Origin of the sequence: Sphingobacterium sp. ML3W, from assembly GCF_029542085.1 — a bacterium.
Classification (GTDB): Bacteria; Bacteroidota; Bacteroidia; order Sphingobacteriales; family Sphingobacteriaceae; genus Sphingobacterium.
In genome coordinates this window covers 3,439,607-3,461,990 of the sequence record NZ_CP107036.1, presented here as the reverse complement: position 1 = coordinate 3,461,990, position 22,384 = coordinate 3,439,607, and the positions used below count along the sequence as shown (strand labels likewise).

Annotated in this window: 30 protein-coding genes; 28 read left to right on the top strand and 2 right to left on the bottom strand. The window is 37.0% G+C overall.

Features of this window, described 5'->3' with window-relative positions:
• The first annotated feature begins 55 nt into the window (after positions 1 to 55).
• The 7 genes from OGI71_RS14655 (at position 56) to OGI71_RS14625 (ending at position 6,497) form a co-directional block, all read left to right on the top strand.
• Positions 56 to 730 carry a hypothetical protein gene (locus OGI71_RS14655; RefSeq protein ID WP_282249909.1) on the top strand — a complete coding sequence of 225 codons (675 nt, stop codon included), beginning with the start codon at positions 56 to 58 and terminating at the stop codon, positions 728 to 730.
• Positions 730 to 1,278 (top strand): hypothetical protein, encoded by a 549-nt coding sequence (locus tag OGI71_RS14650; protein ID WP_282249908.1) that lies wholly within the window; start codon positions 730 to 732, stop codon positions 1,276 to 1,278. The genes OGI71_RS14655 and OGI71_RS14650 overlap by 1 nt, the downstream gene beginning before the upstream one ends.
• Positions 1,271 to 4,138 (top strand): BT4734/BF3469 family protein, encoded by a 2,868-nt coding sequence (locus tag OGI71_RS14645; protein ID WP_282249907.1) that lies wholly within the window; start codon positions 1,271 to 1,273, stop codon positions 4,136 to 4,138. Before OGI71_RS14650 ends, OGI71_RS14645 begins: the two co-directional genes overlap by 8 nt.
• Positions 4,135 to 4,584 carry a hypothetical protein gene (locus OGI71_RS14640; protein WP_282249906.1) on the top strand — a complete coding sequence of 150 codons (450 nt, stop codon included), beginning with the start codon at positions 4,135 to 4,137 and terminating at the stop codon, positions 4,582 to 4,584. The genes OGI71_RS14645 and OGI71_RS14640 overlap by 4 nt, the downstream gene beginning before the upstream one ends.
• Positions 4,585 to 4,589: 5 nt before the next feature.
• The gene (locus OGI71_RS14635; RefSeq protein WP_282249905.1) at positions 4,590 to 5,132 is read left to right on the top strand and encodes a 3'-5' exonuclease; all 543 of its coding nucleotides are present in this window, start codon (positions 4,590 to 4,592) and stop codon (positions 5,130 to 5,132) included.
• A gap of 426 nt (positions 5,133 to 5,558) precedes the next feature.
• Positions 5,559 to 5,831, top strand: a complete 273-nt coding sequence (locus OGI71_RS14630; protein WP_282249904.1) for a hypothetical protein — start codon at positions 5,559 to 5,561, stop codon at positions 5,829 to 5,831.
• A gap of 6 nt (positions 5,832 to 5,837) precedes the next feature.
• A complete protein-coding gene (locus OGI71_RS14625) occupies positions 5,838 to 6,497 on the top strand; it encodes a hypothetical protein (RefSeq protein WP_282249903.1) in 660 nt (219 codons plus the stop codon).
• Positions 6,498 to 6,751: 254 nt separating this feature from the next.
• Here OGI71_RS14625 and OGI71_RS14620 read toward each other — a convergent pair whose 3' ends face one another.
• Complete coding sequence (locus OGI71_RS14620) at positions 6,752 to 7,024, bottom strand: hypothetical protein (RefSeq protein WP_282249902.1); 273 nt, start codon at positions 7,022 to 7,024, stop codon at positions 6,752 to 6,754.
• A 274-nt stretch (positions 7,025 to 7,298) separates the two neighbouring features.
• On the opposite strand from OGI71_RS14620, the gene OGI71_RS14615 reads away from it, so the two are divergent.
• The 8 genes from OGI71_RS14615 (at position 7,299) to OGI71_RS14580 (ending at position 12,675) form a co-directional block, all read left to right on the top strand.
• Positions 7,299 to 7,841 carry a hypothetical protein gene (locus OGI71_RS14615; RefSeq protein ID WP_282249901.1) on the top strand — a complete coding sequence of 181 codons (543 nt, stop codon included), beginning with the start codon at positions 7,299 to 7,301 and terminating at the stop codon, positions 7,839 to 7,841.
• A gap of 483 nt (positions 7,842 to 8,324) precedes the next feature.
• The gene (locus OGI71_RS14610; protein WP_282249900.1) at positions 8,325 to 8,750 is read left to right on the top strand and encodes a hypothetical protein; all 426 of its coding nucleotides are present in this window, start codon (positions 8,325 to 8,327) and stop codon (positions 8,748 to 8,750) included.
• A gap of 68 nt (positions 8,751 to 8,818) precedes the next feature.
• On the top strand, positions 8,819 to 9,898 hold the full coding sequence (locus tag OGI71_RS14605; RefSeq protein WP_282249899.1) for a Clp protease ClpP: 1,080 nt from the start codon (positions 8,819 to 8,821) through the stop codon (positions 9,896 to 9,898).
• A 27-nt stretch (positions 9,899 to 9,925) separates the two neighbouring features.
• Positions 9,926 to 11,170, top strand: coding sequence for a hypothetical protein (locus OGI71_RS14600; RefSeq protein WP_282249898.1), 1,245 nt, complete (start codon positions 9,926 to 9,928; stop codon positions 11,168 to 11,170).
• A gap of 53 nt (positions 11,171 to 11,223) precedes the next feature.
• Positions 11,224 to 11,547, top strand: coding sequence for a hypothetical protein (locus tag OGI71_RS14595; protein ID WP_282249897.1), 324 nt, complete (start codon positions 11,224 to 11,226; stop codon positions 11,545 to 11,547).
• Between the two features lie 18 nt (positions 11,548 to 11,565).
• On the top strand, positions 11,566 to 12,117 hold the full coding sequence (locus OGI71_RS14590) for a hypothetical protein (RefSeq protein ID WP_282249895.1): 552 nt from the start codon (positions 11,566 to 11,568) through the stop codon (positions 12,115 to 12,117).
• Positions 12,117 to 12,335: a hypothetical protein gene (locus OGI71_RS14585; RefSeq protein WP_282249894.1), complete on the top strand. Its 219-nt coding sequence runs from the start codon at positions 12,117 to 12,119 to the stop codon at positions 12,333 to 12,335. Before OGI71_RS14590 ends, OGI71_RS14585 begins: the two co-directional genes overlap by 1 nt.
• An 82-nt stretch (positions 12,336 to 12,417) precedes the next feature.
• Positions 12,418 to 12,675, top strand: a complete 258-nt coding sequence (locus OGI71_RS14580) for a hypothetical protein (RefSeq protein WP_282249892.1) — start codon at positions 12,418 to 12,420, stop codon at positions 12,673 to 12,675.
• Between the two features lie 437 nt (positions 12,676 to 13,112).
• Here the strand turns inward: OGI71_RS14580 and OGI71_RS14575 are convergent, their stop codons facing one another.
• The gene (locus tag OGI71_RS14575) at positions 13,113 to 13,448 is read right to left on the bottom strand and encodes a hypothetical protein (protein WP_282249891.1); all 336 of its coding nucleotides are present in this window, start codon (positions 13,446 to 13,448) and stop codon (positions 13,113 to 13,115) included.
• 65 nt (positions 13,449 to 13,513) lie between these two features.
• On the opposite strand from OGI71_RS14575, the gene OGI71_RS14570 reads away from it, so the two are divergent.
• From OGI71_RS14570 to OGI71_RS14510, 13 genes are all read left to right on the top strand, one after another.
• Positions 13,514 to 14,134, top strand: coding sequence for a hypothetical protein (locus OGI71_RS14570; protein WP_282249889.1), 621 nt, complete (start codon positions 13,514 to 13,516; stop codon positions 14,132 to 14,134).
• Positions 14,135 to 14,175: 41 nt separating this feature from the next.
• Positions 14,176 to 14,826 carry a hypothetical protein gene (locus tag OGI71_RS14565; protein ID WP_282249888.1) on the top strand — a complete coding sequence of 217 codons (651 nt, stop codon included), beginning with the start codon at positions 14,176 to 14,178 and terminating at the stop codon, positions 14,824 to 14,826.
• A complete protein-coding gene (locus tag OGI71_RS14560) occupies positions 14,813 to 16,453 on the top strand; it encodes a hypothetical protein (RefSeq protein ID WP_282249887.1) in 1,641 nt (546 codons plus the stop codon). The genes OGI71_RS14565 and OGI71_RS14560 overlap by 14 nt, the downstream gene beginning before the upstream one ends.
• A gap of 242 nt (positions 16,454 to 16,695) precedes the next feature.
• Positions 16,696 to 16,974 (top strand): hypothetical protein, encoded by a 279-nt coding sequence (locus tag OGI71_RS14555; RefSeq protein WP_282249886.1) that lies wholly within the window; start codon positions 16,696 to 16,698, stop codon positions 16,972 to 16,974.
• Positions 16,975 to 17,003: 29 nt separating this feature from the next.
• Positions 17,004 to 18,347: a hypothetical protein gene (locus OGI71_RS14550; protein WP_282249885.1), complete on the top strand. Its 1,344-nt coding sequence runs from the start codon at positions 17,004 to 17,006 to the stop codon at positions 18,345 to 18,347.
• 5 nt (positions 18,348 to 18,352) lie between these two features.
• Positions 18,353 to 18,538, top strand: a complete 186-nt coding sequence (locus OGI71_RS14545) for a hypothetical protein (RefSeq protein WP_282249884.1) — start codon at positions 18,353 to 18,355, stop codon at positions 18,536 to 18,538.
• Positions 18,539 to 18,554: 16 nt separating this feature from the next.
• Complete coding sequence (locus OGI71_RS14540; protein ID WP_282249883.1) at positions 18,555 to 19,529, top strand: DUF6712 family protein; 975 nt, start codon at positions 18,555 to 18,557, stop codon at positions 19,527 to 19,529.
• A 39-nt stretch (positions 19,530 to 19,568) separates the two neighbouring features.
• Positions 19,569 to 19,904 carry a hypothetical protein gene (locus tag OGI71_RS14535; RefSeq protein WP_282249882.1) on the top strand — a complete coding sequence of 112 codons (336 nt, stop codon included), beginning with the start codon at positions 19,569 to 19,571 and terminating at the stop codon, positions 19,902 to 19,904.
• Complete coding sequence (locus OGI71_RS14530; RefSeq protein WP_282249880.1) at positions 19,904 to 20,077, top strand: hypothetical protein; 174 nt, start codon at positions 19,904 to 19,906, stop codon at positions 20,075 to 20,077. Before OGI71_RS14535 ends, OGI71_RS14530 begins: the two co-directional genes overlap by 1 nt.
• Positions 20,056 to 20,592: a hypothetical protein gene (locus OGI71_RS14525; RefSeq protein ID WP_282249878.1), complete on the top strand. Its 537-nt coding sequence runs from the start codon at positions 20,056 to 20,058 to the stop codon at positions 20,590 to 20,592. Before OGI71_RS14530 ends, OGI71_RS14525 begins: the two co-directional genes overlap by 22 nt.
• A gap of 12 nt (positions 20,593 to 20,604) precedes the next feature.
• A complete protein-coding gene (locus tag OGI71_RS14520; protein WP_282249877.1) occupies positions 20,605 to 21,384 on the top strand; it encodes a hypothetical protein in 780 nt (259 codons plus the stop codon).
• Positions 21,381 to 21,869, top strand: coding sequence for a hypothetical protein (locus tag OGI71_RS14515; RefSeq protein ID WP_282249876.1), 489 nt, complete (start codon positions 21,381 to 21,383; stop codon positions 21,867 to 21,869). The genes OGI71_RS14520 and OGI71_RS14515 overlap by 4 nt, the downstream gene beginning before the upstream one ends.
• Positions 21,866 to 22,327, top strand: a complete 462-nt coding sequence (locus OGI71_RS14510; protein WP_282249875.1) for a hypothetical protein — start codon at positions 21,866 to 21,868, stop codon at positions 22,325 to 22,327. The genes OGI71_RS14515 and OGI71_RS14510 overlap by 4 nt, the downstream gene beginning before the upstream one ends.
• Positions 22,328 to 22,384 lie beyond the last annotated feature (57 nt).

Genomic DNA, 22,384 nt, shown 5'->3' with positions numbered 1-22,384 from the left:
TCATTGCTGCATGTATCGAACTAAAAAAATATAGTGAACCTAAAAAATAGAAAAGATGAAAGATGAATATGTAAAGCTGCTTGACCTCTTTAAACTAAAAGAGGAAAACGATAGGTATGGTAGAACGTGGATGCAATCTCCATTTACTTTCTATGATAAAACAGTTGCAACAAATTCGTATTCCTTGGTGATGATTCCTGAGAAAAGTGATTATCAAGATCGTGGCGATTTAGTTACTGTTTTAGCGTACTATTCGGAAAATCTTTGGATAGATATACCATTAAGTTGGCTGAATGAGGCAATGAAAAAAATACCAATGGAGTCTCCTCTATGCGAGGCTTGTAAGGGGGATAAAGATGTAAAATTCAATTTCCAGTATCAAAATAAAGTTTTTGAACATAAAAACGAGTGTCCTATATGTGAAGGCTCCGGATTGAAAGATAAATATCAAAGAACCTACCACAGTAAAGTTTTTAGTGAATATGTAGGTGTTAAAATTGGGCATCACATTTTCAGTGGTGATTGTTTGATTCTGCTAATTGAAGCCGCTAAAATATTAAATAGTAATACGGTTACAATGGTATCTCAAACTAAGAAATACGATAAAACAGTTTTTAGAATAAATGAGGTAGAGGTGTTCTGTATGCCGATTCATTCTTTTGAAGATGAGATTTCTTATTGCGATGACTTAGGTAAATATTTATTAAATGATTTGGAGGAGGGAAAGTAATGAAAACACTAACTGTAGAAATATTATCAAATTATCTACCATATGGCTTGCAAGCTGAAATGCTTGATTATAAAAATGACTACGTCAACAAGCAATTTGATACAATAGTTGGATTACATCAATGGGACAAGAACGGTCAGTTTTGGAGTGTTTTGACTGTTGGAGGTAGTAAACCATCGTTAAATAAAATAAGGCCGATCTTGCGGCCTATAACCTCGTTCACTCATGAAGAATGGAAGGAAATCTTTATTTCCTGCTGTAAAAAGATTGAGTCATTGAAGGATGATTTGCAAGTATATGTAAGTAGAAGGAGCGTTAGGTTATACGATGATTTCAATGCTGAGGAATGGGGTCTAATTCACCCAAAGAGAACAATTTTTAAATTTTCAATTGGAAAAAATGGCATTTCAAATGAATTTGGGTACGCATTCGATTATGAAAAGTTTTTCAAAGAGATTTACAAAAGGCACGGAGATTTGAATTATCTGATAAAGGATGGGATAGCTGTAAACTATTACAATCATGTAAAGGAGGTAGATAATGGATAATTCATATATATTTAGTTTTTATCCTGGACCAATAAAAAATACAAAGCCTTCAAAAAAATTGGGCATTAAGGAGACATTGGATCTTATTAAGTCTGAAAGTTACAAAGCCGACATTGAGAAGCTAAGGGCATGCAACAATAAGATTGTTCGTAAGACATTAAAAAACTGTTTGCCATACGTTACTTTTTCGGGTGAATTTAAACAACGAGATACGGAATTTTTGGTTAAGCATTCAGGGATAATTTGCATTGACCTGGATCCATATAAAAAAGTTAAAGGCAAAGAAGAAATTTCAAATCCTCGTTTGTTGGAAGAATTTGATATTGTTTTTGACGAATTGTGTCAGTTAGATTTTGTGTGTTTTGTTTTTAGATCTCCATCCGGTAATGGATATAAAGTTGGCATAAAGATCGTTCCCGATGACCACGGAAATACGTTTGATGTTTTAAAAGAGTTTTTCGAAAAAGAGCTTTCATTAATTGTTGATAAGGGTGTGAGAGATATAGCACGTGCATGTTTTCTTTCTTATGATCCAAATCTTTACTACAATCCTGGTAGTAAATTATTTGAAATAGAACTTTCGGAACCTTATGAATTTGAACCATTTGAGTTGGAGCAAGAAAAATCACCGAAACTCATAAAACAGGAAGAAGATGCCCAAGCTCAATTTAAAAAGAATAAGGATTTAAGACGTGCATTGTACGTTGTGGAACAGATTGAGGAAAAGCAAATCGATCTTACTTCGGATTACGATGACTGGCAGCTTATTGCATTTTCTTTGGCCGCACTAGGTGAACCCGGAAGAAACATTTTCCACAGGGTATCAAAATTCCATGCTGAATATGATCCAAAAGCTACTGATGATAAGTTTGATGATGCAGTAAAAAAGGGAAGGTTTCAAACTGCTGGCAAATTTTTTAAAATAGCGCAATCAGAAGGATGCGAGATTAAATTACCTCGTACTATCGAAGAACAGCAAAAACTAGCTGATGCAAAATCAATAATTGGTGATCCCGATTCGGGAGAAGATTGGGCTAAATATGGTATCTATCTCAATAAAAGAACCCAAACTTATTTTTCATTGGATACGAAGGGAGGTCCACGGGAGATTTCCAATTTCAAAATGAAGATCCTGTTTCACATGACAACAAGCAATGAAGCCGCTTATCGATTGATTAGCATAAAAAATATTCATGGATTAGATAGAGTTGTTCGGATTAATACTGACGATTTTGTTAGTGCAGGATCATTTAAGAAGGTCATCGCGCGTGTAGGGAATTTTCTATGGAAGGGACAGGATTTTGATTTGATAAGATTGCAGGATATGTTACAACGCGATGAAACTCCGACTGTCACCGTCCAGGAATTAGGATGGAATAAAAAAGGAAAATTCTATGCTTTTGCTAACGGTGTTTACGATACTGTTGAAAAACGTTTTATCGAAACTGACAATTATGGAATTGTTTCAATTGAAAGGGAAGGTGATACATTTAACTACTTCATACCAGCATTATCAAGTGTTTTCGCTGATTATGAATCAATGTATGTAAATGACAAAAAATTCATTTATCAGAAGAGCGAGGTGACTTTTGAGCATTGGGCCATTCTATATTACAAAGTATTTGGCAGTAACGGTATGATAGCGATGCTATTCTATATATCTGCTCTTTTTTCTGATATAATTTTCACTGGAATGAACAATAGATTCCCAATATTTTTTGTTTACGGTAAGCGCGGAACCGGAAAAGGAGCAATTCTGGAATCAATAATGAGATTATTCGGGGAAGGTCAGGATCAATTAATGCTGGGAGGTGCTTCCACTATTGTCGGCTTTATGCGAAAGCTCGCTCAATACGTGAACTCAATAGTTTGGTTTGATGAATATAAGAATAACATAAATCCAAAGTCAATAGAAAGTATTAAGAATACTTTCGACAGAAAAGGACCTGAGAGAGGAAACAAGGATCAAACCTATGAAACAAACGTAGTTCCTGTGAGATCTGCATTAGCAATGAGTGGTCAAGAAATGCCGACAGCTGAGAATGCACTATTCACACGGACAATAATGGTAACTCAAACAAAAACAAACTTTACCGACGATGAACGCATTGACTATAATTTTTTAAAGGATGTTGAGTTCGAAGGTATTAGTCATATTACTGCAGGTTTATTGTCAAATCGATCATTCTTTGAAAAGCACTTTAAACGAGATTTTGGAACTAAAGTAAAGGAATTCTACGATACCGTTAAAGCGGAGGACATCGACGAACGTATGGTTAAAAATTACGCTATGCTTTTGACTGTTTATTCGATGATGTGCAATAGGGTTGAATTTCCGTTTACTTATGAACAATTATTGAAAGTATGTAAGGATCTGCTATTAAATCAGCATGTAATTGTCAAGGGAACAGATGATACTGCCAAATTTTGGCAAGTTGTCGAGCAATTGTTTTCGGGATTGGAAATACAAGAGGGCCAACAATTCAAAACAGGAGATGGATTTTTATACATACGTATTCAAGACGTATATCAACTTTATGCGGAAGCTATGCACCGTCGTAGAGAGGCAGTTATATTGGATAAAGCTACTTTAGAAGACTATTTATCATCAGACCTTAGAACTTTCGTAGGAAAGCAAAAAAAACAATTTGGTGGAAAGTACACCTCATGTTATGTTTTCAAATATGCTGATTTGGGTATTAATTTAATTCGCGAAACAGATCCGTTGCAGCTTAAAAATAAATATAAAGAGATGGGAATTGATTTTGAAGATGAGGTCGTTGCAGCTCCAAAATCTGTACAAATGGACGCTTTTAATGCTGGCTTTCCTGAACCCGATAGAAAGGAGGTAACGTTATGACGAATATTGAAGTAAAGTGCCAATTATACCATAATGAAAAGTTCGATGGTTGCTTGATTTTAGAAATTCTAGCTTTTGAATGTCAAATTGAAATATTAAAAGGGGATTTATCAGACAATGAAGAAAAGCTGAGAATTGGAGTTTATTTAGATTGTCAAGGAGGTTTGGTAGAAGACGGTTTTAGATTGTCACAAATTATTGTCAGACTGTCCCAAATGTATTCATTAAATGCTGAGTATACTATAGTAAGCAATTATTACAATGATTCAAGTTTGTTGAAATTTCCAACTTGGGGTAGAAATAGGCTTAATGTCGATGTTGGCATTTTCAATCGGATTGCACTTGCTTCAAATACTATAGTACAACTCAAAAAAAAAGTTGCAAAAAGAGATTTTAAACAAGAAAAATTAAGGACCAAGTTTCATAGACGAAACTTTAAAAGATAAATTTTATGGAAAGACTATTTACAGATGTTATGATTGACATCGAAACTTTAGATACAACGCCTACATCTGTCATATTAAGTATTGGTGCAATACCATTCAATATTTCTGATGGAGAATGTGGTCAAGAGTATAGTTCCAAATGCGATGTTAGTATGCAAGTTCGTGATGGACATACAATCGGTTTAGAAACCTTGAAATGGTGGATTGAGCAGGATGCAAATGTTCTAGCAAGTAGTCTTTCGGGAGGCGAATGGGTTAGAAGATCTGTTGAACATCTAAATGATTTCATTATTGAAAAATGTGTTGATGAAGTCAGATTGTGGTCTAATAGTCCATCATTTGATTTAGTTATTCTGAAAAATGCGTTAAATAATCCTTGGCCATTCCCTTATTGGAGAGAAAGGGATGTTAGAACTTTTGTGGCAATTAGGTCAGAAACGGCAAAACATTTTGCTAGAAAAGTAACGCATGATCCCGTTGATGATTGCTTAAGGCAAATTGATATGGTATGTGCAGTGTATTGGGACTTAAACGGAATAACAATATGATACCTCTTATTGCATTTGTGGCGGCTTGGGTCGCCACACAAATTGATTGTAGAACTAAAAAATTAGAATCATGATACATCCAATGATTTATGTAGGGTTGCCAGTTAGCCAGCAAAATCATATTTCAAAAAACGTTGAATCTGTTTTTGAGGTGATTTTCAAAATAATGGGAGTTAGTAAGTCTAAGCTAATTGGCCGGAGCCATTTTCCTATCGTAGTAGACAGTCGAATATTTTTTGCGTGGGTGCTTAGGAATAAATTTCGTTATACATTTGCTCAGATTGGTAAAGAACTCCGCAGAGACAGAACAACTATCAATTATTACTTTGAAGTATTCGATGCGAGACTTGAAACGGAACCTACATTCCGTAGGAATCATGAGGCAGTGTTGACAGAATTCGGAAGGAGGTTTTGATTTATTAAGGTATGACTAGAAAAGATTTTTTCAAAGAACTATCTAAAATAACAGATTTTTCCAGGTGTGGATATCACTATGGAAACGGAAACGATGAGTACAGAAGTCCATACTGGCAGAGGCGAACCCGAAGCTGGGAATTTTACCTCTGTAAAGAAAAAGAATGGGTGATCCTTGAATCAGGGCGTACCGGAAAGCCAATATTAGAACACAGAAATTCTATAATAGAAAAGTACCAAAAATGGGCTAGACAGTTTGTAAAATCAACGAAATTTAAATATTAAAATAAAATGGCAAAAGTTAAAGAAATAAAAATAAACGTCGACGGTGTTGACCATTGTTATAACGTAAACGTAAACAAAGACGGTGTATTTAAAATACATCTTGATTGGGCTGTTTCCGATAAAATAGGGTTAAAAGGAAATTTGTTTGAAGGAAAGGATCTTTCTAAAATTGAGAGTGAAATTATTAGCGCTACAATTGCATATAGAGAATCTAAAAAAGTGTTATCATTATGGATAGAAATACATTATAGTGCTACTGGTTTCTATTCTTGTGAAGATTTCGGAAAAAGAAAATTTGATTCAAAATTTTCATCTGTAGCAGATATACCAATGTTAGGGTTGGATTACATGGTATTGATTAAAGAAGAATTAAATGGGGGCGAGTCAGTTAATTGGTATTATGCAAGGAAAATAGAACAGCACGATATAGAATTAAAAGAAAGCGGGGTTAATTTGTTCAAAAAAGAATATGCTAATTATATAGAAAATAGGCAATATCATGGCCGTGTTAAAGATACAACTATACCGTTCTCAGAATCTGCCATAGAAACATTGGATAAAGCTAAATCAGGGATTAAATCAATTAGTCAAATATTATTAAAAGTTCTTTCGCAAGAACCTGAACAAATTGAAAGTACTTTAGTTAAAAACAAACTTTTAATTTAACAAAAGAAAATTTAAAACTTAATAACAATTATACATCGTAAAGCCAACTTTAAAGTTGGCTTTTTCATTAGTAGACTCGTAGAAATTTACCTTCAAAAGAATCTTCCGGTGCATCTAAAATTTCCTCGATCACTACGGTTGCAGATTCTCGGCTCAGTTCTTCTAAAAATTTCCAAAGATCGTTAATCTTTGCTGGACTAAAATATTGGGTGGCATCATCCACACAATTTGAGGACTTAAGAATATTGTATCCCTTACTTTTCAGGTCCCTCAGAATTTCCGTTGTCAATGGTACATTCATTTCTCAAAATATTTATTTCATCATCTATCAGTTCCGGCCAGCTTGAATATGCTTCGTAAATAATTCGTTCACCGGCCTGTATTCCCACATGTCTTGCTGCATTGAGAGCCGATTGGCGAATAGATTCAGCAAAGCCAAATGGAATTCCATTTGTGAATATTTTACGAGTATGAGGGCGACGGCGGGCAATATCCTCATAAGTCTTGTATAAATTATTTTTATTCATTCCGAAGCGTTATTTTGATTGGACATAATGGACATTGTGGACACGCAAGAACAATGAGCAACTACCATTCTTTATATAGTATTGATAATTATAAACTTATCATATTATATATATACTATTAAACCTATATAATACTATATTAAACGTGTCCAACTATGTCCAATCATGTCCAAAGTTAAATATTAAAAACTAAATAATTTAGTAAAATACTATATTTTTTAGTTTGTTGTTTTAATTTATTATATTTGAGGTAGTTAAAGCCAAAAGGAAAGCCATGTCAAATATCATCCAACTTACAGTAGAGCCACATGTGGAAACTTATATCACTACGGCTTTTGGAAAGCAACTGGAGCTTTCGGATAACAATCAGATTACAGTCTTGCTCAAAAATCTGATGGAACCGTTTTGCAAGTCTGATCCTGGAAAAATTCGTCCATCAAAAAAGTATAGTTTGGGTGGACATATTGATATTTTTGTATCTGACTATTTGCTCAAAAAGCATGGCGGTTATATTTCTGATGATAACATAAAATCATTTTCAAAAGCTGTCGATCTTATCATTAAGCAAAATATGTACAGTTGGTGCCATTCCCACAATAGGCCGGATGAATATGTTGATTATAACATTAGGAGGTTCCTCGATTTCTATGGTTTTTCCGAGGATGATTTGAGCTTTGATAATTGTAAGCGTTGGTATTATCGCGAGCGTGAACGGATTGCCAAAAGAAAATCGGAAGCAAAAAACGCTTTATTGACTATTCCGCTTATGTTAAGTGAATCGGTTGCAGATAATAATAGACAAATAGCTATGTTTTAAATTTAAAATACTAAATATATTAGTATTTTTACCCTATGATCATAGGTTTTTTTGAGGAAGATGGGATTAGGTATGAAATAGATTTATCTCCCCTTGAACATACAGGGGGTAATAACTATAGAATCATGTTCAATGATTATTTTATTACGGATATATCATACTTCAAGCATTTTGGCTGGCAAGTACATTTTAATAATGAGACATGGATGGGATCAGAGGAAAGGGATATTATAATTGAGCTTCTAGAAAGTGGAGATATCTACTAAATTATAAGTAAAAATAATATTTGGACACAAGTGGACACTATTTTTTAGTCATTGGACACAAATAAAAATAAACAGAGTGCGGTAATGATGAATTATCGCACTTTTTCTTTCAGTGTCCATCATGTCCAGTATGTCCAACGTAAAAGGACACTTATTAGTGTCACTCAAAAAAAATATAGTCCTTTCCTAAAATTTTAATCATGCATCACTTTGTAATATGAAATTACATAGTGGTGAAAATATTGGCGGTATTGCTCGATTTGAGTTTTGCCACATTGATGACCTGATATCGGTCAATCCTTTACGTTTTAAAAGTGGTAAGCATTGGGAAGTTATTCGGCATATTCCGTATTCTGGTCAACTTAAAGACGATGAGCAGGAAACTGATCAAGGTATTACCTACACTTATGCCGGAACCTTCAAACGTCATTTTCCCTCAAAAAAGGATGAATTTTTATTTTCTAGGTACATCGGTGAATGCTCAATTATTAGTATTACCGATCTCAACGGTATGAAAAGGATTATTGGTACCCTCGATACTCCAGTTTTAATTTCAAGATCAAGCGATCGCGGTGCAAAACCATCTGATATGGCCGGAACCGAATTTAAATATTCAGTTACTCAAATTGAAAGGGCGCTTTAGTGTCCTTTCACAGCCTTAATTGTAAATGGATATTTGGGTTCTTAAAGTTTGGTTTTAGCAGATAGAATATGAAACAAAGATATTTTCAGGTATTAGCTTCCGGTAAAACTGGAGTAGGTAAACTTAAAATATACGGTGACATTGGTCCTTATTGGGGCGATGTGAATGCCGCTGATTTTTTGGCTGTTTTCAATGCATTGGAAACTACATGTTCCAGAATTGATATCCATGTCAATAGCCCTGGTGGTTCAGTAGGGGAGGGTTTACCAATCGCTAACGCTATAAAATCATCACCGCTCTATGATCATATTCATCTTTACGGCGACGGTATAGAATTCTCGATGGCAGCAATTCTTATGGCAGCCGCTAAAAAGGGGAATACCCATGTTGCAAAAGGATCCTTATTGATGTTTCATTCAGCATCTGTTTACGGTTATGGGAACTCAAAATCATTAAAGAAAACAGCAGAAGACCTCGAAAAGTACGATGATATATTGGCTAGTTTCTTAGTCGATCGCTTAGGGTTGACATTAGAGCAGGTGAAAGCGAAATACTTTGATGGAGAAGATCATTATTATACACCTGCTGAAGCTTTGGCGGAGGGACTGATCGATATCATTGAAGATTACGAAGCGGAAGAAACTCCCGAAAATGTGAAAAATATGTCTTATGGTCAGGTTGCTGCTTGGTTCCAAGGTAAGATTAACAAGATCGAAACTAATAATTCAGAAAATCAAAATAATATGTTGTTTAATAAATACTCAAAATTATCGGAGTTGGCCAAAGTGGCTATTAATGATAGAACGACTGACCAGTTTGAAGCTGTAAATGAGCAAATTCATAACGCTGGTGTTGAAGGTGTAACTGTCGTGTCTGATTCCTATTTAGAAGGTTTGGAAAATGCATCTACTGAAAACACAGGTTTGAAAACCAAGGTTACTGACCTTGAAAATTCTGTTACTCAAAAGGATGCACGTATTGCGGAACTTGAAAAACAAGTAAATGATCTAGGTAAGAAGCCTGCCGAGCAGCCAGTAGTTCCGGTGACTGATAAGACCGATAATCCGGGAACTGGCACACAACAAGAAGTTGAAGACTTCCGTACTTCCGTTGATGCCGAATATGAGGCTATTTATGGAAATAACTAATTCGTAATTATTAACAATTAAAATAAGATGGGAAATCGTTTTAAAGATTTGTTCACAATTGCTGCTGGGTTTTTTGTGATCATGTTAGTGGCAATGTTCGCTTCTAACTATTTTAATCCAACTGTTGGATTGTGTACTGGTATTGTAATGTTTGTATTGGGATTAATCCCAAGAACAGGGGAAAAAGGTGTTCTATTTGATACTATTAGTCCTGACTTGACAGCGATTGCTAATTATGCGGGCAAGTATCAAAAATCGTTGTATAGAAGAATGCTTACCGGAATGTCCATTGCCTCTGATATTACTCTAATATCTAATATTAAGCATGCATTAAATTTAACGAAGCTGACTATTAACAATGGACCAAAACCGTATACCGGTAATTACAAAAGTAAGGGTAACGATTTGGAGTATTCTGGTCGTGTTTTAAGTGTGGATGCATTTCAACGGGATTTATCAATTCATCCGGCCAAATACCGTACTTCATATTTAGGTGAAGAACGTGGTCCAGGAGAAAACGTTGAAAACAAAAGAATTCCTTTTGCGCAATTTACCAATGAAGCTATCATTGATGAAAATGCTACTAAATTAAGTAATATCACAGGTTGGAAGGGTGTCGGAAAAGATAAGTTTGAAGCGTATGATCCAGCTACTGCATATGCAGTTGGTAAATTAATTTCTTTTCCTTTGGATGATGAGGTTAATTATTTTAAGGTCATTACCGCGACAAATGCTGGTGAAAGTCCAATCACCCATAAGCTTAAATTTGAAGACGCTAATGCTTTAGCTATCACTGTTGGCCTTGGAGTTAGACTTAGCGATGGTCGTGCAAGCACTGACATTAAAAAAGTTGTTTCTACAGGCTCCATATTGACAGGTACATACCAAAAAATGAAAAATGTTTATCGTGCTCATACAGACGCAGACAAAGCAGCATATGTTATGAACATGTATTGTTCTATCACAGCTTTAGAGCATCTAATGGACGATTACGAAGACTTAGTATCTAAGTATACTACTCCGGATGGTAGTATTATTTATTTACCAGGAACAAACAGAAAATGTATTGTAAAACCGGTAAGCTGGATGGCTGGATCTGAACAATTGGTATGTACGCCAAAATCTAATTTAATGATGGGTACAGATTTACTATCAGATATGTCGACTATTGGCGTAAAAACCAATATGTATACTGTTGATCTAGGTATTACTGGGGTTCTAGGGTTTAATTATCAGGATGGTGATATTATCACAATGAATGATATGGATTAATTAAATGGGATTGGCTATCCAATCCCTAATTCCTAATTTTTAAAAGTATTAAAATGAAATTTGAAACTTTAGAAGCCGCACAAAAGGCTTACGATACTTTGGAAAATGAATTTTCCAAATATAAATCCGAGACTAAAATTCAATTAGAATTAAAGGATACGGAAATTTCCGAAGTGAAAGCAGTTGCTGAGGATGCTATTGCAAAGTTTAACAGCAAAACTGGAATTGTAGATATTAGAGCAAAAGTCGGCAAAAGTACTTACCGTGTTAACTTCGGAGTAGATGGAAAAACTAAGGAACAGGTTGCAGATGATTCAAATTTACTAGCAAAATTGGTAAAAGCTGGTTCAGGCGCATTGACTTTGGTAGAAGGTTAAATTTTAATTTATTGAATTATGTGTTTCGAAACTATTACAGATATGAAATTGAGCTATTCGGATGGATGTGAGAATCCGGCTGGTATAGTTCCAAAAGTATATTGGATTCCTAGATCGTATCTGGAAACAATAGCGGTTCCAGCAGCTGGTACCACTGCAGCTTCTTTAGTGACAATCACTGATGCCCATGTCTTAAAAACTGGCAAATCAGCTATCGAGATGATAGGTCTTTATGAAAAATCAGGAGCCAATTCCACTTTAGAAGGGGAGAAGAAATCTAAGATAGCTAAGGGGACTTTGGAGGCATTTGTTCCATTCATTAATGCTCAAAATCTTGGTACCTCTCAAATTGTAAAGAATCAAACAGGTATCTTACTTTTCAAAGGGGCAGAAGGTGGTCCAGGTTTCTATCAAGCGGGTACAGAGGATTTATTGGTGGATGTGGAAAACATCGACACTAACTTTGGTACTGGCCCAACTGGAGAGAAAGGTATCAAAGTTACTTTTGGATGGTACGGTATATCTCCTTTTTACCGTTATAACGGCGAACTTCCAGTACCAGCACCATAATGGCAAAGCTTAATTGGCAGGTGTCTCCTGCAATCGTAGATCACTACGAGGTAGTGAATACGACTTCGCCAATTTTGGAATCTAAAATTGGACGTGTTGATTTTCGTTATATATCACTAGATAAAGCGAATGCATTGTATACGGCAGGTACTAGGTATCTGCAAAAAATAAAGGGCAAAAAAGCTCAAAGTTCGGATAAAGAAAGCCCTTCATTGTAGGGGCTTTTTTATGTAATATATTTATTATTGTCATCCTTCATTTAGATAATAATCCCCATTTTCCCATCTAATATAAATCTATATGGTAAACAATGTACTCATTCTTAAAACCGACAATGATCAATCGGTAACATTATTAAAATCTGAAATGGTTGATTTCTTTAATCACGTTGAAGATTTAGACATCCAAGGTAAAGAGGATATCATTATCGAGTTGGAGGATATCGTTGATGATATCGTAACAACTTATGGTGATGAAAATCTAGCTAAAGGATTAAAAAAAAGGATTAAATTGATGAGGTTGTTGGTTGACTTTTTCAGAACTGTTGAGATAAAATAGCCCTCCGGTTAATTAAAAAGTCTCTCACAACGTTTCTAAAAACAAATGCACAAGCATAGCCCGGAGGGTAGATCTTCCGCTATCTTGTGCTTTTTTGTTTGAACGTTGTGAGAATTGCAAAGATAAAAAAATTAATCAACCATTATTAGCTCTGAATAATAAAGAGTTTTTAAATCACTTACATTAAATCTGAATTCATATTTATTACCAAGCATATCTGCAAAGAATAATTTGTTTTTGAGATAAATTCTACTTTCATAATCTATAAAATTTGATTCTATTATGCTATTAAAATCATCCAGATCTTGATCATTTACTAAATCAAAATAATTTTGAAGATTGATAGAGAATTTTAGTTCGAATGCTTCTCCTGATAAAAGAATCTTATTCCTATCTAAAGGAAAGGGGTATATTTCATATTGAATATACTTTTCTAGTTACAAAAACTCGAAATCTAATATTTGAACAGAATTTTTGTTAAATATTACTTTTATTTCAATTGTTGTAATTTCTCCATTATATTTTCTGATTTTAGCTCCTCCAAAGCCATCACTTATTGTTGGGTAAAATGTAAGTATTTCTAATTTTATTTCAGGAAGATATTCGCCCCGCTTTGCTCGTTTATCAATTTCCGCGGATTCTTTCATTAACTTCTCAGATCTCTTTTGACTGCGAAAAGTAAGGAATAAAAAAATAGATGCAATTATAGCTCCAACAGCTTGTATAATTCCAGACCATTCGGATGGTCCCCATTTGGTGGTTATTTCACACATAAGATTAATAATTTATACAAATATATGTCCTTTCTCTCATACTTTCCCTTTCGCATTTTGCGTGTATGGAAGTGCATAAATGGTTTGAAAACAAAGATTATTGGCAGGGTGTAGAATTGTTCAACACGCTATCTAACAATCAATTTTTAAAAGACTTGTTTCAAAGCAAGTCGGAATATACAGTGAAAAAGCTGGAGGATGAATTGCGAAAGCTTTCATCGGATCAACCGGATCCTGACCCGGCCTCGGAAATAAAGCCATCTGTCAATCAGATAGAACAAAAGAAATTTGATAACTCTTACATATTAAAAAAACTCAAATATGACCTACAGCAGGTATATCGACAGATCGACTCTAATCGATTTGCCTTAGCGCGTTGTAAGTCCGACAAAACGAGACTGGAATACGCTATTCAGATTCTTAAACTGGTTGATCGCAAACGTATGATCTTTGAAAAGATAGATTACTTTGATGAGCATGGCGAACTACCTGCAGTTGCGACGAAACCGAAAGTATTTACTACACCTGAGCTGCAACGGCTGTATGTACAGGTGAACAAGATGGAAAAACGGCTGCAAAAACCTGATGATCAGTTACGGAATAAAGCGAAGTCTGAACAAAAGCTAAGAGAGAAAAAAGCGCGTATTGCTCAGTTGGTGGCTGAGCGGAAAGGAGGGGAACTATAATGGGAGAGTTGAGACCAAAGCATATAAAAGGCGATACGATCATGGATCGTATTTTTAGAGCTTTTTTAGCTAATAAGATCGATTCCCTTTCACCAACCGATAAGGGAGTCTATGATCGAATTAGAGAGGTAGATGCGCAGGTGAGGACAGGTTTTGTCCAAAAAATAACTAGGTATGATTATGAGCTTCAAATGGAAGTAGAAGTACATAGAATAAACCGTCCTTATCAAAAATTAGAACTCGCTCACTGGATAATGGCGCGCTTCGGAGTTTCTCAAGCGCAGGCGTACATTGACATCCAAATGTCCCAGCAGTTTTTTAAAACTTTTGAATCCAAAGAAGATAAAGACTATGCGCGCGGTATGCATATCTATTGGGGTGAACGACTGATGATGGAAGCTCATGGTGCCGGGGACTTTCGTGCGGCATCTGCATTTTACAAAGAATTGAGTAAAGTAAAAGGGTTGCATGAAAAAGACCACGATATTCCAGACTATAAGGAATTCACCCCGATAAAACCAGTTATTGAAACGGATGCGTCTAAGTTAGGATTTGAAAAAATAGAAAATCTTGATGCCGTGAAAGCGGATTTATTGAAAGAGTTAAAAGGCAAATCAACATCTATTGACCGGATGCTGGAAGATGAAGCCGAGGATGTGGACTTTGATGATATTGAGGATGGACAAGTTTAGAGAAAAGTTAATGTACTTCAACAAGCCTCAGCAGCGGTCTATATTGACCATGTGTAAAGAGGAATATGATATTTGGGGTCGGGGAACAGGGAAAACACAGGGGCCTTTGGCATGGCGAAGTATTTGTGCGGCAAACGCTCTACCACGTGGTGCTACTGGGGTAGTTGGATTGACGTACATGCAATTACTTGATCGTACCTTGCCGCCTTTGATGAAAGCTTGGGAAAATTTCGGCTATTATGAAGGTTTGCATTATTGGGTTCGTAGAAAACCTCCTAAAGAAAATAAAATACCTGATGCTCTTTATCCAGTATTACATCCTGAACATACAATATTTTGGTGGAATGGTCATGTGTTTCATTTGATTTCCCAGGACCGTCCCGGGTCTGCAAATGGTAAAACAGTAGATGCTATAATTGGTGACGAGGCTAGATTTTTGAAACATCAACGATACATGGATGATATTGTACCAATCAATCGTGGTAATAGAGAAATATTTGGCTCACGTGCCGAGCATCACATGGTTACATTGTGTTCCGATAAACCTACTGATCCCGCTGCTAAATGGCTATTAGATAAAAAGAAGCAGATGGACACCAAGAAGATTGCTCAAATCGTCAACTTCCAATTGGAAGCTCAACGACTGGAACAACAATTCTATTTGGCTGAGACTACAGAAAGCAAAAGATACTATCGCCGTAAACGCAATGAATATGTTCGTGTCCTGAATGCCTTGCGTGCAGATTCTGTTTATTATTCAGAGGCGTCCTCATTGGATAACTTAGAGATATTAGGGGTAGATACCATCAAACAATGGCGTCGCGAAATGTTATGGCCTGTATTCCGTTCTGCAATATTAAATGAGGATGTAATTTCTGTAGCAAATGGGTTCTATCATCTACTGGATACAGATCATCATTGTTATTCGCTTTATGACTATTCTTATATCGAATCAATGGGATTGTATCTACCTGATGGATTAGTAAAGGATTGCCGTAATGATGGTGACTTGATCAAGGGTATGCCTATTGATATCTCATTTGATTACAACTCATCAATCAAGTCATTGGTCATAGGCCAGGAAACAGAACGTTTTTATCGTGTGCTAAAGTCTATGTATGTGAAACGTGAGCAAAGGAAAGTATTGGATGATTTAGTAGATGAATTCTGTAAGTATTATAAACATCACAATAATCATACTGTCAATTACTACTATGATAACACCGCCAATGTAACGGACGCTACAAGGCTGGAAACTCTTGCTGATATGGTTAAGGCTCGATTAATAAAGAATGATTGGACGGTAAATAGCTTTGATATTGGTCAACAGCCTATGCATGATACGCGTTTTAGGCTGTTCGAAGCTGTATTTAAAGAAAGCGATAGCAAATTCAAGCCTGTGCGTTTCAATCGTGAGAACTGTGATTCACTGCTCACATCGATGCAACAAGTGCAGACACGATCGGGGAGTAATGGAACCGAGAAGGATAAGCGACCTGAGTCCAATAGTTCGATCAAACAGGAGGAGGCTCCACACTTAAGTGATGCCTTTGATACCTTGTACATCGGTAAGTTTAAGACACGATACGGATACGTCGAGCAGGTCGGAGATATGATCATCGCCTAGATCGGGCAGGGGGCTACCACCCCCTATCATATATCGTAAAAATTGCTCATTTTCCTTTCCCTTAGTGATAGTGCGTGGCGGGGTCGATTGTGTGACAAAGCAATTTCGATTTTTGATTTTCAGGGTAATTCGCTAAAAATGAATTTTTTAGTGTTTTTTCTACTGGAATGGTTTGCGTGAGATTTTCTTTCCCTTTCGGGTGGTGTCCTTTCGCGCGCGAGCAGGAAGCATGATTTTTGGGTATGCGTGAAAATGTAACTATATCAATCAAAGACATGCTCAATACAATTATGATGCGTGGTCGGGATCGGGATTTGATTCCGTTCTCAATTGAGTTTGTTACCTGTGATCAGAAAAAGCATCAAGGTGGTAAACTGATACGCTTCGATGCTGCTGTTTTTGTCGGTGGACCATCAAAGAAGGATAAAAATAGAAATCCAAATCACTATGAAAATCATACCCGGAACATCCGGCATTTAAATAGTGATCGTCTGGTCAAAATTCACTCGCATTTAGTATGAAAATTTAACGGAATGGAGGTGGTGCAATAATGAGTGAACCAAAATACATAACATCAAATTTGGCACTTGTCGGAGGTGGAAATTTATTAGTGGATATCGGGGAGGTATTGAATCTAGGGGAATTAAGTATAAAGCCTGTAAATCCGAAAATAAAAGATTCCGGTGCTGGAAGTGATATCGCGACTTGGGGTGAAGATAATGATTTCCCTCAACGAGTGATTGAGATGGCGGAGCTATCGACAGAAATTCCGACGATGCTAGATTGGAAGGCTCGTTTATTGATTGGTAAGGGTGTTGTGGCAATGGAGCGCTATTTTGATACAGAAAAGAATAAATATCAATATCGGGAAATCCAAGATGATGAAATTGATTTATTCCTTACCGACACCACCACTAAAAGATACTTTTATGAGGCTGCCACGGACTTTGTTTGGTTTGCCAATATTTTCCCGGAGTTGATTAAGTCTAGAGACGGTAATACCATCGCGTATATCGGTACTCAGGATGCATCATTTTGCCGATGGAAAAAGATGGATGACAAAGGGAAAATCATTTTGTGCTATGTCAATGCCAATTTTCCTGAAGCAAAGGCTGATGATAAGGAAACTACAAAGATTGACGTTATAGATCCTTATGATTTTGAAAAAGTTGAAACTGTAAGAAAATCAAGAGTAGGTCGGTATATCTATCCTGTGTCGTCTCCTTCTCCTGGAAAGATTTACTACCAGCTTGCACATTGGAATGGCTTTATTACGTCTACATGGGCAGAAATATCGCGAATGGTTCCAAAAAGCAAAACTGCGATGATGAAGCAGTTGCTCTCTGCAAAATACATTCTTCAAATTCCATTTTCTTATTGGCCGTCGGCATATAAAGATTGGGCAAAGTTAACCTCTGAACAACAAATTGAAATCAAGAAATCAAAGGTTAAAGAAATCAATGCACAATTGACCGGAGTGGAAGCCAGTGGACGAACAATCCTCTCAGAAGTTGGCTATGATCCGGCAACAGGAAAAGAAATTCCTGGATGGAAAATTACGCCAATTGAGAAAGCTATACAGGGCGGTGAGAACTTGGAAGATAGTAGGGAAGCATCACAACACTTAATGCGCGCTTTGGATTTGGATCCTACGTTGGTAGGGGATAGCCCAGGTAAAAACATGGGTTCGGGTAGTGGTTCCGATAAGCGCGTGGCATTTAATGCAAAGGTCGCCTTGCTCAATCCCCACCGCGAATTGTTATTGGAACCACTCTATTTTATCGCTGAATATAACGGTTGGAAAAAGAAATATCCACGCTTAGAATTCAAGTTTATTGAAGTTGAGCTGGAGACATTGGATAAAGGGAAAACGAGTAAAGAGGTTATAAATTAAAAGTTATGGAAGATAAATTTGATGAATTAGGGCAGTGTATTGATTCACTTAATAATTTCTGTCATGCCATGTTGATACCTATGGATCCACAATTTCACATCGATTGCTTAAAAGAGGGCTTGCCCGAACTTGTCATTCGAATGCGAAAGGCTTTTGTCGAGGCAACAGGAGAAAACCCTTGGGAATATTAACCTTAAACTATTTTAAATGAAATACTTTTCTGAAAATACAAGTGAATTTCCCCAGCAATTGAAAAGTGCCTTCGGGGCTGCTGATAAAAACTTTTCTCCAATAACGCTTAAATCATACATTGAAAGTGCGGAAAGTGAGGTGATATTTGTGATTGGAACGGCTACTGCAGATAAGGTTTTGACTGATGAAGCAACATTGACGATCATACGTCGGATAGTCGCTAACTGGTCTTTGGAAGTGTACGCCAATAGTGGTGCTATCCGTATCGGCGATGCAGGAATTCACGTCGAAGTTGGACAGAATAGATCGGTAGCCAGTGATAAAAAGGTGTTGGCATTCAAACGGGATTGTCAGGAATTGGGATGTAAAGCACTGGAAGAATTGATAAATACTTTTGAGGTTAGAAGTGCGGAGTTTGGGGAATGGCGTTTGTCGAATGAGCGGAAGCAATATTTTGACACGCTATTCCGAAGCTCCAATGAATTTGGACCATTTGGTGGCGTGCCGATAACAGCATCATTATATCGTAACATCAAACGTCAGATCCAATTTGTCCAGGATGATTACTTACAGCCTATTTTAGGAACCGTGCTGCTAGAAAAATTGATTGGAATGAGCGTAGTAGCATTGAATGCGACGGATAACGAAAAGCGTTTGCAACGCCTAGCTATGCGTGTGGTGGCTCCGATGGCAATAGCTGATGCACTTGCTTATCGTGTGGTTGAATTGCGGAGCGATGGTGTTTACCAGCGATCAATTAGTGCTGCTGGTAGTAATGATAATATCGAGGAACAGGCAGTTGCTGGGTCTAGATCACTAAGCGGAATATCTATTAAGCTCACATCCGAATTTGAAGCTAATCGGGTGAAGCTGATTAAATTTTTGGTGGATAATGCTGTTGATTTCCCTACAGCCCCGGTGACACAAAAATCAATTTATCCAGTTCAGCAAATGAATGATGATCCGACGAGTAATATCTATTTCTGTTGATGTCATTTCAGACATTATTTATAATTAGTTGATTTGGCAATGGAACAAAAATTTGGATGGATCGCAAAGGTATTTTCGGATGTAGTCGGCTTATTTGATACGAAGGGTAAAGCGGCCATTCAGGTGATTATGATCGCGGCTATAATCTATCTCTATATTGAAAATCAGGATCTCAATGGACAGATATCAAAGGAAATTAGATTATCGGGCAAAACAGAGGCGGAGATTTATAAAAAGCTATTGGAACGATATGATCCGGCTTTCAGAGAAATAAAGGAAAAGGCGGATAGCAGTAATGCTATCGTAGATACTTTACGTGGGCAGATAAAACCCCTGGTGCATAAATTGAGTGAGAAACTTAAAAGCATGGAGTAATGGAAAAGATTTTTATATGTATGGTAACGCTTCTTTTTATTGGTGCAAAACCGATCGAAGAAAAACCACTGGAAAAAAAATGGAGTTCGGAATTCCGAAAGTTCCAGTCGGTGGGCGATTTAAAAAATGATTTAATTGAACTTGATTCGTTATGTGGAAAGCTATCGGAATAATCGGAATTGTCGGATTTTTCGGAATCCTGAGTTCCTGCAGTATTTTTCGGAACTCCAAAAAGGAATCCCATGTATCTGAGTTGAAGCAATCGGCGAAACTGGAGTACGAATTGATTGATACCTCCAAGGTAGTTGAAATTGTTCATGAGTCACTCAATGTCGAGTTGCCAGTACGGTCTTATCCAATTGATGTTCCTATCCTTAATGGAAACGTGAATTTTGTCAATTCCTTGTACACTTTAACATTGAAGCTGGATAGTTCTACCAATCGTTTGTCGGGTGTTTTCAGTTTGCCGGATACGTTATTGAAAGGCGAGCGTACATCAATACGAACACAACAAAATGGGATTGTCGAAAAGAAAAAAGAAGAAACCAAATCCAGCGACATTAAAAAGGAAGTAACGGAACAAAATTCTGTTTCATGGAAAACCGTTGCAGGAGTGGTAGTAGTCTTGTTGGTTATTATCGGAATAGTCGTCCTGGCCATTAGGAATTATCGGAAAAGTCGGAATTAACGGAATTTGAATATGGCAAAGAGTATAATTGATATACATGTAAATGATAAGGTTCACCGTTTTAAGGGGCCTGCGGATTGGAATTCAATGAGCCGTAAGGAGTTGCTGTTGTGGTGTGGATTGGGACGACGACATCTTTCTATAGATTCTGTTTTGACTATTTCAGGATATCTTTTCTATAATATACCTAAGTCGATTTTTTTTTTGTTCAAAGCTGGGGAAGATCTAGCTATTGCAGATAAAATGAAGTGGTTACTGGAAAACAAATTGACCAATAATTTGATCGGCAAAATTAGAATTGGCTGGAGAGTGTATTATGGTCCGGCTAACCGTCTGTCAAATTTGACTATTGGTGAATACAGGCGCGCGGATCTATTTCACCAAATGTACATCAAAACTGGAAAACGTGATTACCTGCTTGCGCTGGCGGCGACATTGTTCCGGCAGAAAGGTGGAAAATCCGTTGATGACGTTCGTTGCGAACTCACGGAAAATGGTGTTAATAGTCGTGCTAGATTTTTCAAATGGGCTTTGCATCCGACGGTGCTAAAGGCAATCCAATTGTTCTATGAAGGATGTAGAGCTGATATTGTCAGGCGATTTCCTATAGTATTCGAAAAGCCGGAAGGGGAGGTCAAGCAAACTGAAAATATAAGCGATTTGGAAGATACTATACTTGCGTATTCGGGTGGTAAACTCGGTAATTTTGATGAAACTAGCCGTACTAATTTATATGTGTTTTTAAATCTTTTGAAACAGAAAATTGAAGAATATAAACGGAATAAAAAATGAGTCCTGATATTATCACCGATTATTTGGAGCGTAAGGCGACGGAATCACCTGCTATCCTTCATGTGAAAGATTCTGCAACGGATCAGGCATTTTTCGTTATTGATGATCCTTATGATCTGAACGAATTTGACACAGCATTACGTTCGGTTGCAAAGTCGCCTGCAATGCAGTTCGAATTAGCGGACGGCATACTTGATGATCAGAACAATGCGAGTTACTTGAATACCGTCAATTGTTCTTTTATGATTGTTGATAAACTGGCTGATTTTGAAAAAGTGAGAGATTGCCGAAATCGGTGTTATCATATTGGCAAGGAGGTTATTAAATCAATCCTTAAAGACCAACGTGAGATGAATATCATCCCAGGTAAAATGATCCAGGTTCCATTAAGGGCGAACTATTCTCCAGTTGGGCCAATGGATGTCCGTTGGTATGGATATCAATTTACACTGGCTTTTGTTGGACCTGATGGATTTTGCGTATGACACCTGACGAAAGACAATTGCATGAGCGCATACAGATGCGCGGATTGATTGCCGGATGGTTGAACCTTTTCCTGGACAAGCTTCGCCGGGAGTTGCGCCTAAAGAACGTTTCAGCAACCGGCGCACTGGAAAGATCTATCACGGGGCAAATGCTGCAAAACGGGGGTAATATTTCTGAGGTGCTTACAAAGTTCGCCATGTACGGTCGATTTGTTGATATGGGGGTCGGTAAAGGTGTTAAAGCATATGAACGATATACCAATAATCAAAACAGGATTGGTGCCGAAAGATATGGCGCTAGGGTACACCATGAACCACGCCGACCTAAGAAATGGTTGAATAGACGGAAGATGGCCGAGATATACCGATTGAGGGAACTGCTTGCTGAAAAAATAGCTGGTCAGTTGACGGCTGAAAATATGTTAGGCGTTCTTACGGAGATGAATTTACATCCTTAGTAACAATGCTTTTAAGGGCTGCTTTCATGTCCTTTCCTGCGCTAGTGGGAAAGGACA

Bases quoted from the DNA above. Each gene is read 5' to 3' on its own strand.
- OGI71_RS14655 (WP_282249909.1), top strand. From the start codon at position 56: ATGAAAGATGAATATGTAAAGCTGCTTGACCTCTTTAAACTAAAAGAG.
- OGI71_RS14650 (WP_282249908.1), top strand. From the start codon at position 730: ATGAAAACACTAACTGTAGAAATATTATCAAATTATCTACCATATGGC.
- OGI71_RS14645 (WP_282249907.1), top strand. From the start codon at position 1,271: ATGGATAATTCATATATATTTAGTTTTTATCCTGGACCAATAAAAAAT.
- OGI71_RS14640 (WP_282249906.1), top strand. From the start codon at position 4,135: ATGACGAATATTGAAGTAAAGTGCCAATTATACCATAATGAAAAGTTC.
- OGI71_RS14635 (WP_282249905.1), top strand. From the start codon at position 4,590: ATGGAAAGACTATTTACAGATGTTATGATTGACATCGAAACTTTAGAT.
- OGI71_RS14630 (WP_282249904.1), top strand. From the start codon at position 5,559: ATGACTAGAAAAGATTTTTTCAAAGAACTATCTAAAATAACAGATTTT.
- OGI71_RS14625 (WP_282249903.1), top strand. From the start codon at position 5,838: ATGGCAAAAGTTAAAGAAATAAAAATAAACGTCGACGGTGTTGACCAT.
- OGI71_RS14620 (WP_282249902.1), bottom strand. From the start codon at position 7,024: ATGAATAAAAATAATTTATACAAGACTTATGAGGATATTGCCCGCCGT.
- OGI71_RS14615 (WP_282249901.1), top strand. From the start codon at position 7,299: ATGTCAAATATCATCCAACTTACAGTAGAGCCACATGTGGAAACTTAT.
- OGI71_RS14610 (WP_282249900.1), top strand. From the start codon at position 8,325: ATGAAATTACATAGTGGTGAAAATATTGGCGGTATTGCTCGATTTGAG.
- OGI71_RS14605 (WP_282249899.1), top strand. From the start codon at position 8,819: ATGAAACAAAGATATTTTCAGGTATTAGCTTCCGGTAAAACTGGAGTA.
- OGI71_RS14600 (WP_282249898.1), top strand. From the start codon at position 9,926: ATGGGAAATCGTTTTAAAGATTTGTTCACAATTGCTGCTGGGTTTTTT.
- OGI71_RS14595 (WP_282249897.1), top strand. From the start codon at position 11,224: ATGAAATTTGAAACTTTAGAAGCCGCACAAAAGGCTTACGATACTTTG.
- OGI71_RS14590 (WP_282249895.1), top strand. From the start codon at position 11,566: ATGTGTTTCGAAACTATTACAGATATGAAATTGAGCTATTCGGATGGA.
- OGI71_RS14585 (WP_282249894.1), top strand. From the start codon at position 12,117: ATGGCAAAGCTTAATTGGCAGGTGTCTCCTGCAATCGTAGATCACTAC.
- OGI71_RS14580 (WP_282249892.1), top strand. From the start codon at position 12,418: ATGGTAAACAATGTACTCATTCTTAAAACCGACAATGATCAATCGGTA.
- OGI71_RS14575 (WP_282249891.1), bottom strand. From the start codon at position 13,448: ATGTGTGAAATAACCACCAAATGGGGACCATCCGAATGGTCTGGAATT.
- OGI71_RS14570 (WP_282249889.1), top strand. From the start codon at position 13,514: ATGGAAGTGCATAAATGGTTTGAAAACAAAGATTATTGGCAGGGTGTA.
- OGI71_RS14565 (WP_282249888.1), top strand. From the start codon at position 14,176: ATGGATCGTATTTTTAGAGCTTTTTTAGCTAATAAGATCGATTCCCTT.
- OGI71_RS14560 (WP_282249887.1), top strand. From the start codon at position 14,813: ATGGACAAGTTTAGAGAAAAGTTAATGTACTTCAACAAGCCTCAGCAG.
- OGI71_RS14555 (WP_282249886.1), top strand. From the start codon at position 16,696: ATGCGTGAAAATGTAACTATATCAATCAAAGACATGCTCAATACAATT.
- OGI71_RS14550 (WP_282249885.1), top strand. From the start codon at position 17,004: ATGAGTGAACCAAAATACATAACATCAAATTTGGCACTTGTCGGAGGT.
- OGI71_RS14545 (WP_282249884.1), top strand. From the start codon at position 18,353: ATGGAAGATAAATTTGATGAATTAGGGCAGTGTATTGATTCACTTAAT.
- OGI71_RS14540 (WP_282249883.1), top strand. From the start codon at position 18,555: ATGAAATACTTTTCTGAAAATACAAGTGAATTTCCCCAGCAATTGAAA.
- OGI71_RS14535 (WP_282249882.1), top strand. From the start codon at position 19,569: ATGGAACAAAAATTTGGATGGATCGCAAAGGTATTTTCGGATGTAGTC.
- OGI71_RS14530 (WP_282249880.1), top strand. From the start codon at position 19,904: ATGGAAAAGATTTTTATATGTATGGTAACGCTTCTTTTTATTGGTGCA.
- OGI71_RS14525 (WP_282249878.1), top strand. From the start codon at position 20,056: ATGTGGAAAGCTATCGGAATAATCGGAATTGTCGGATTTTTCGGAATC.
- OGI71_RS14520 (WP_282249877.1), top strand. From the start codon at position 20,605: ATGGCAAAGAGTATAATTGATATACATGTAAATGATAAGGTTCACCGT.
- OGI71_RS14515 (WP_282249876.1), top strand. From the start codon at position 21,381: ATGAGTCCTGATATTATCACCGATTATTTGGAGCGTAAGGCGACGGAA.
- OGI71_RS14510 (WP_282249875.1), top strand. From the start codon at position 21,866: ATGACACCTGACGAAAGACAATTGCATGAGCGCATACAGATGCGCGGA.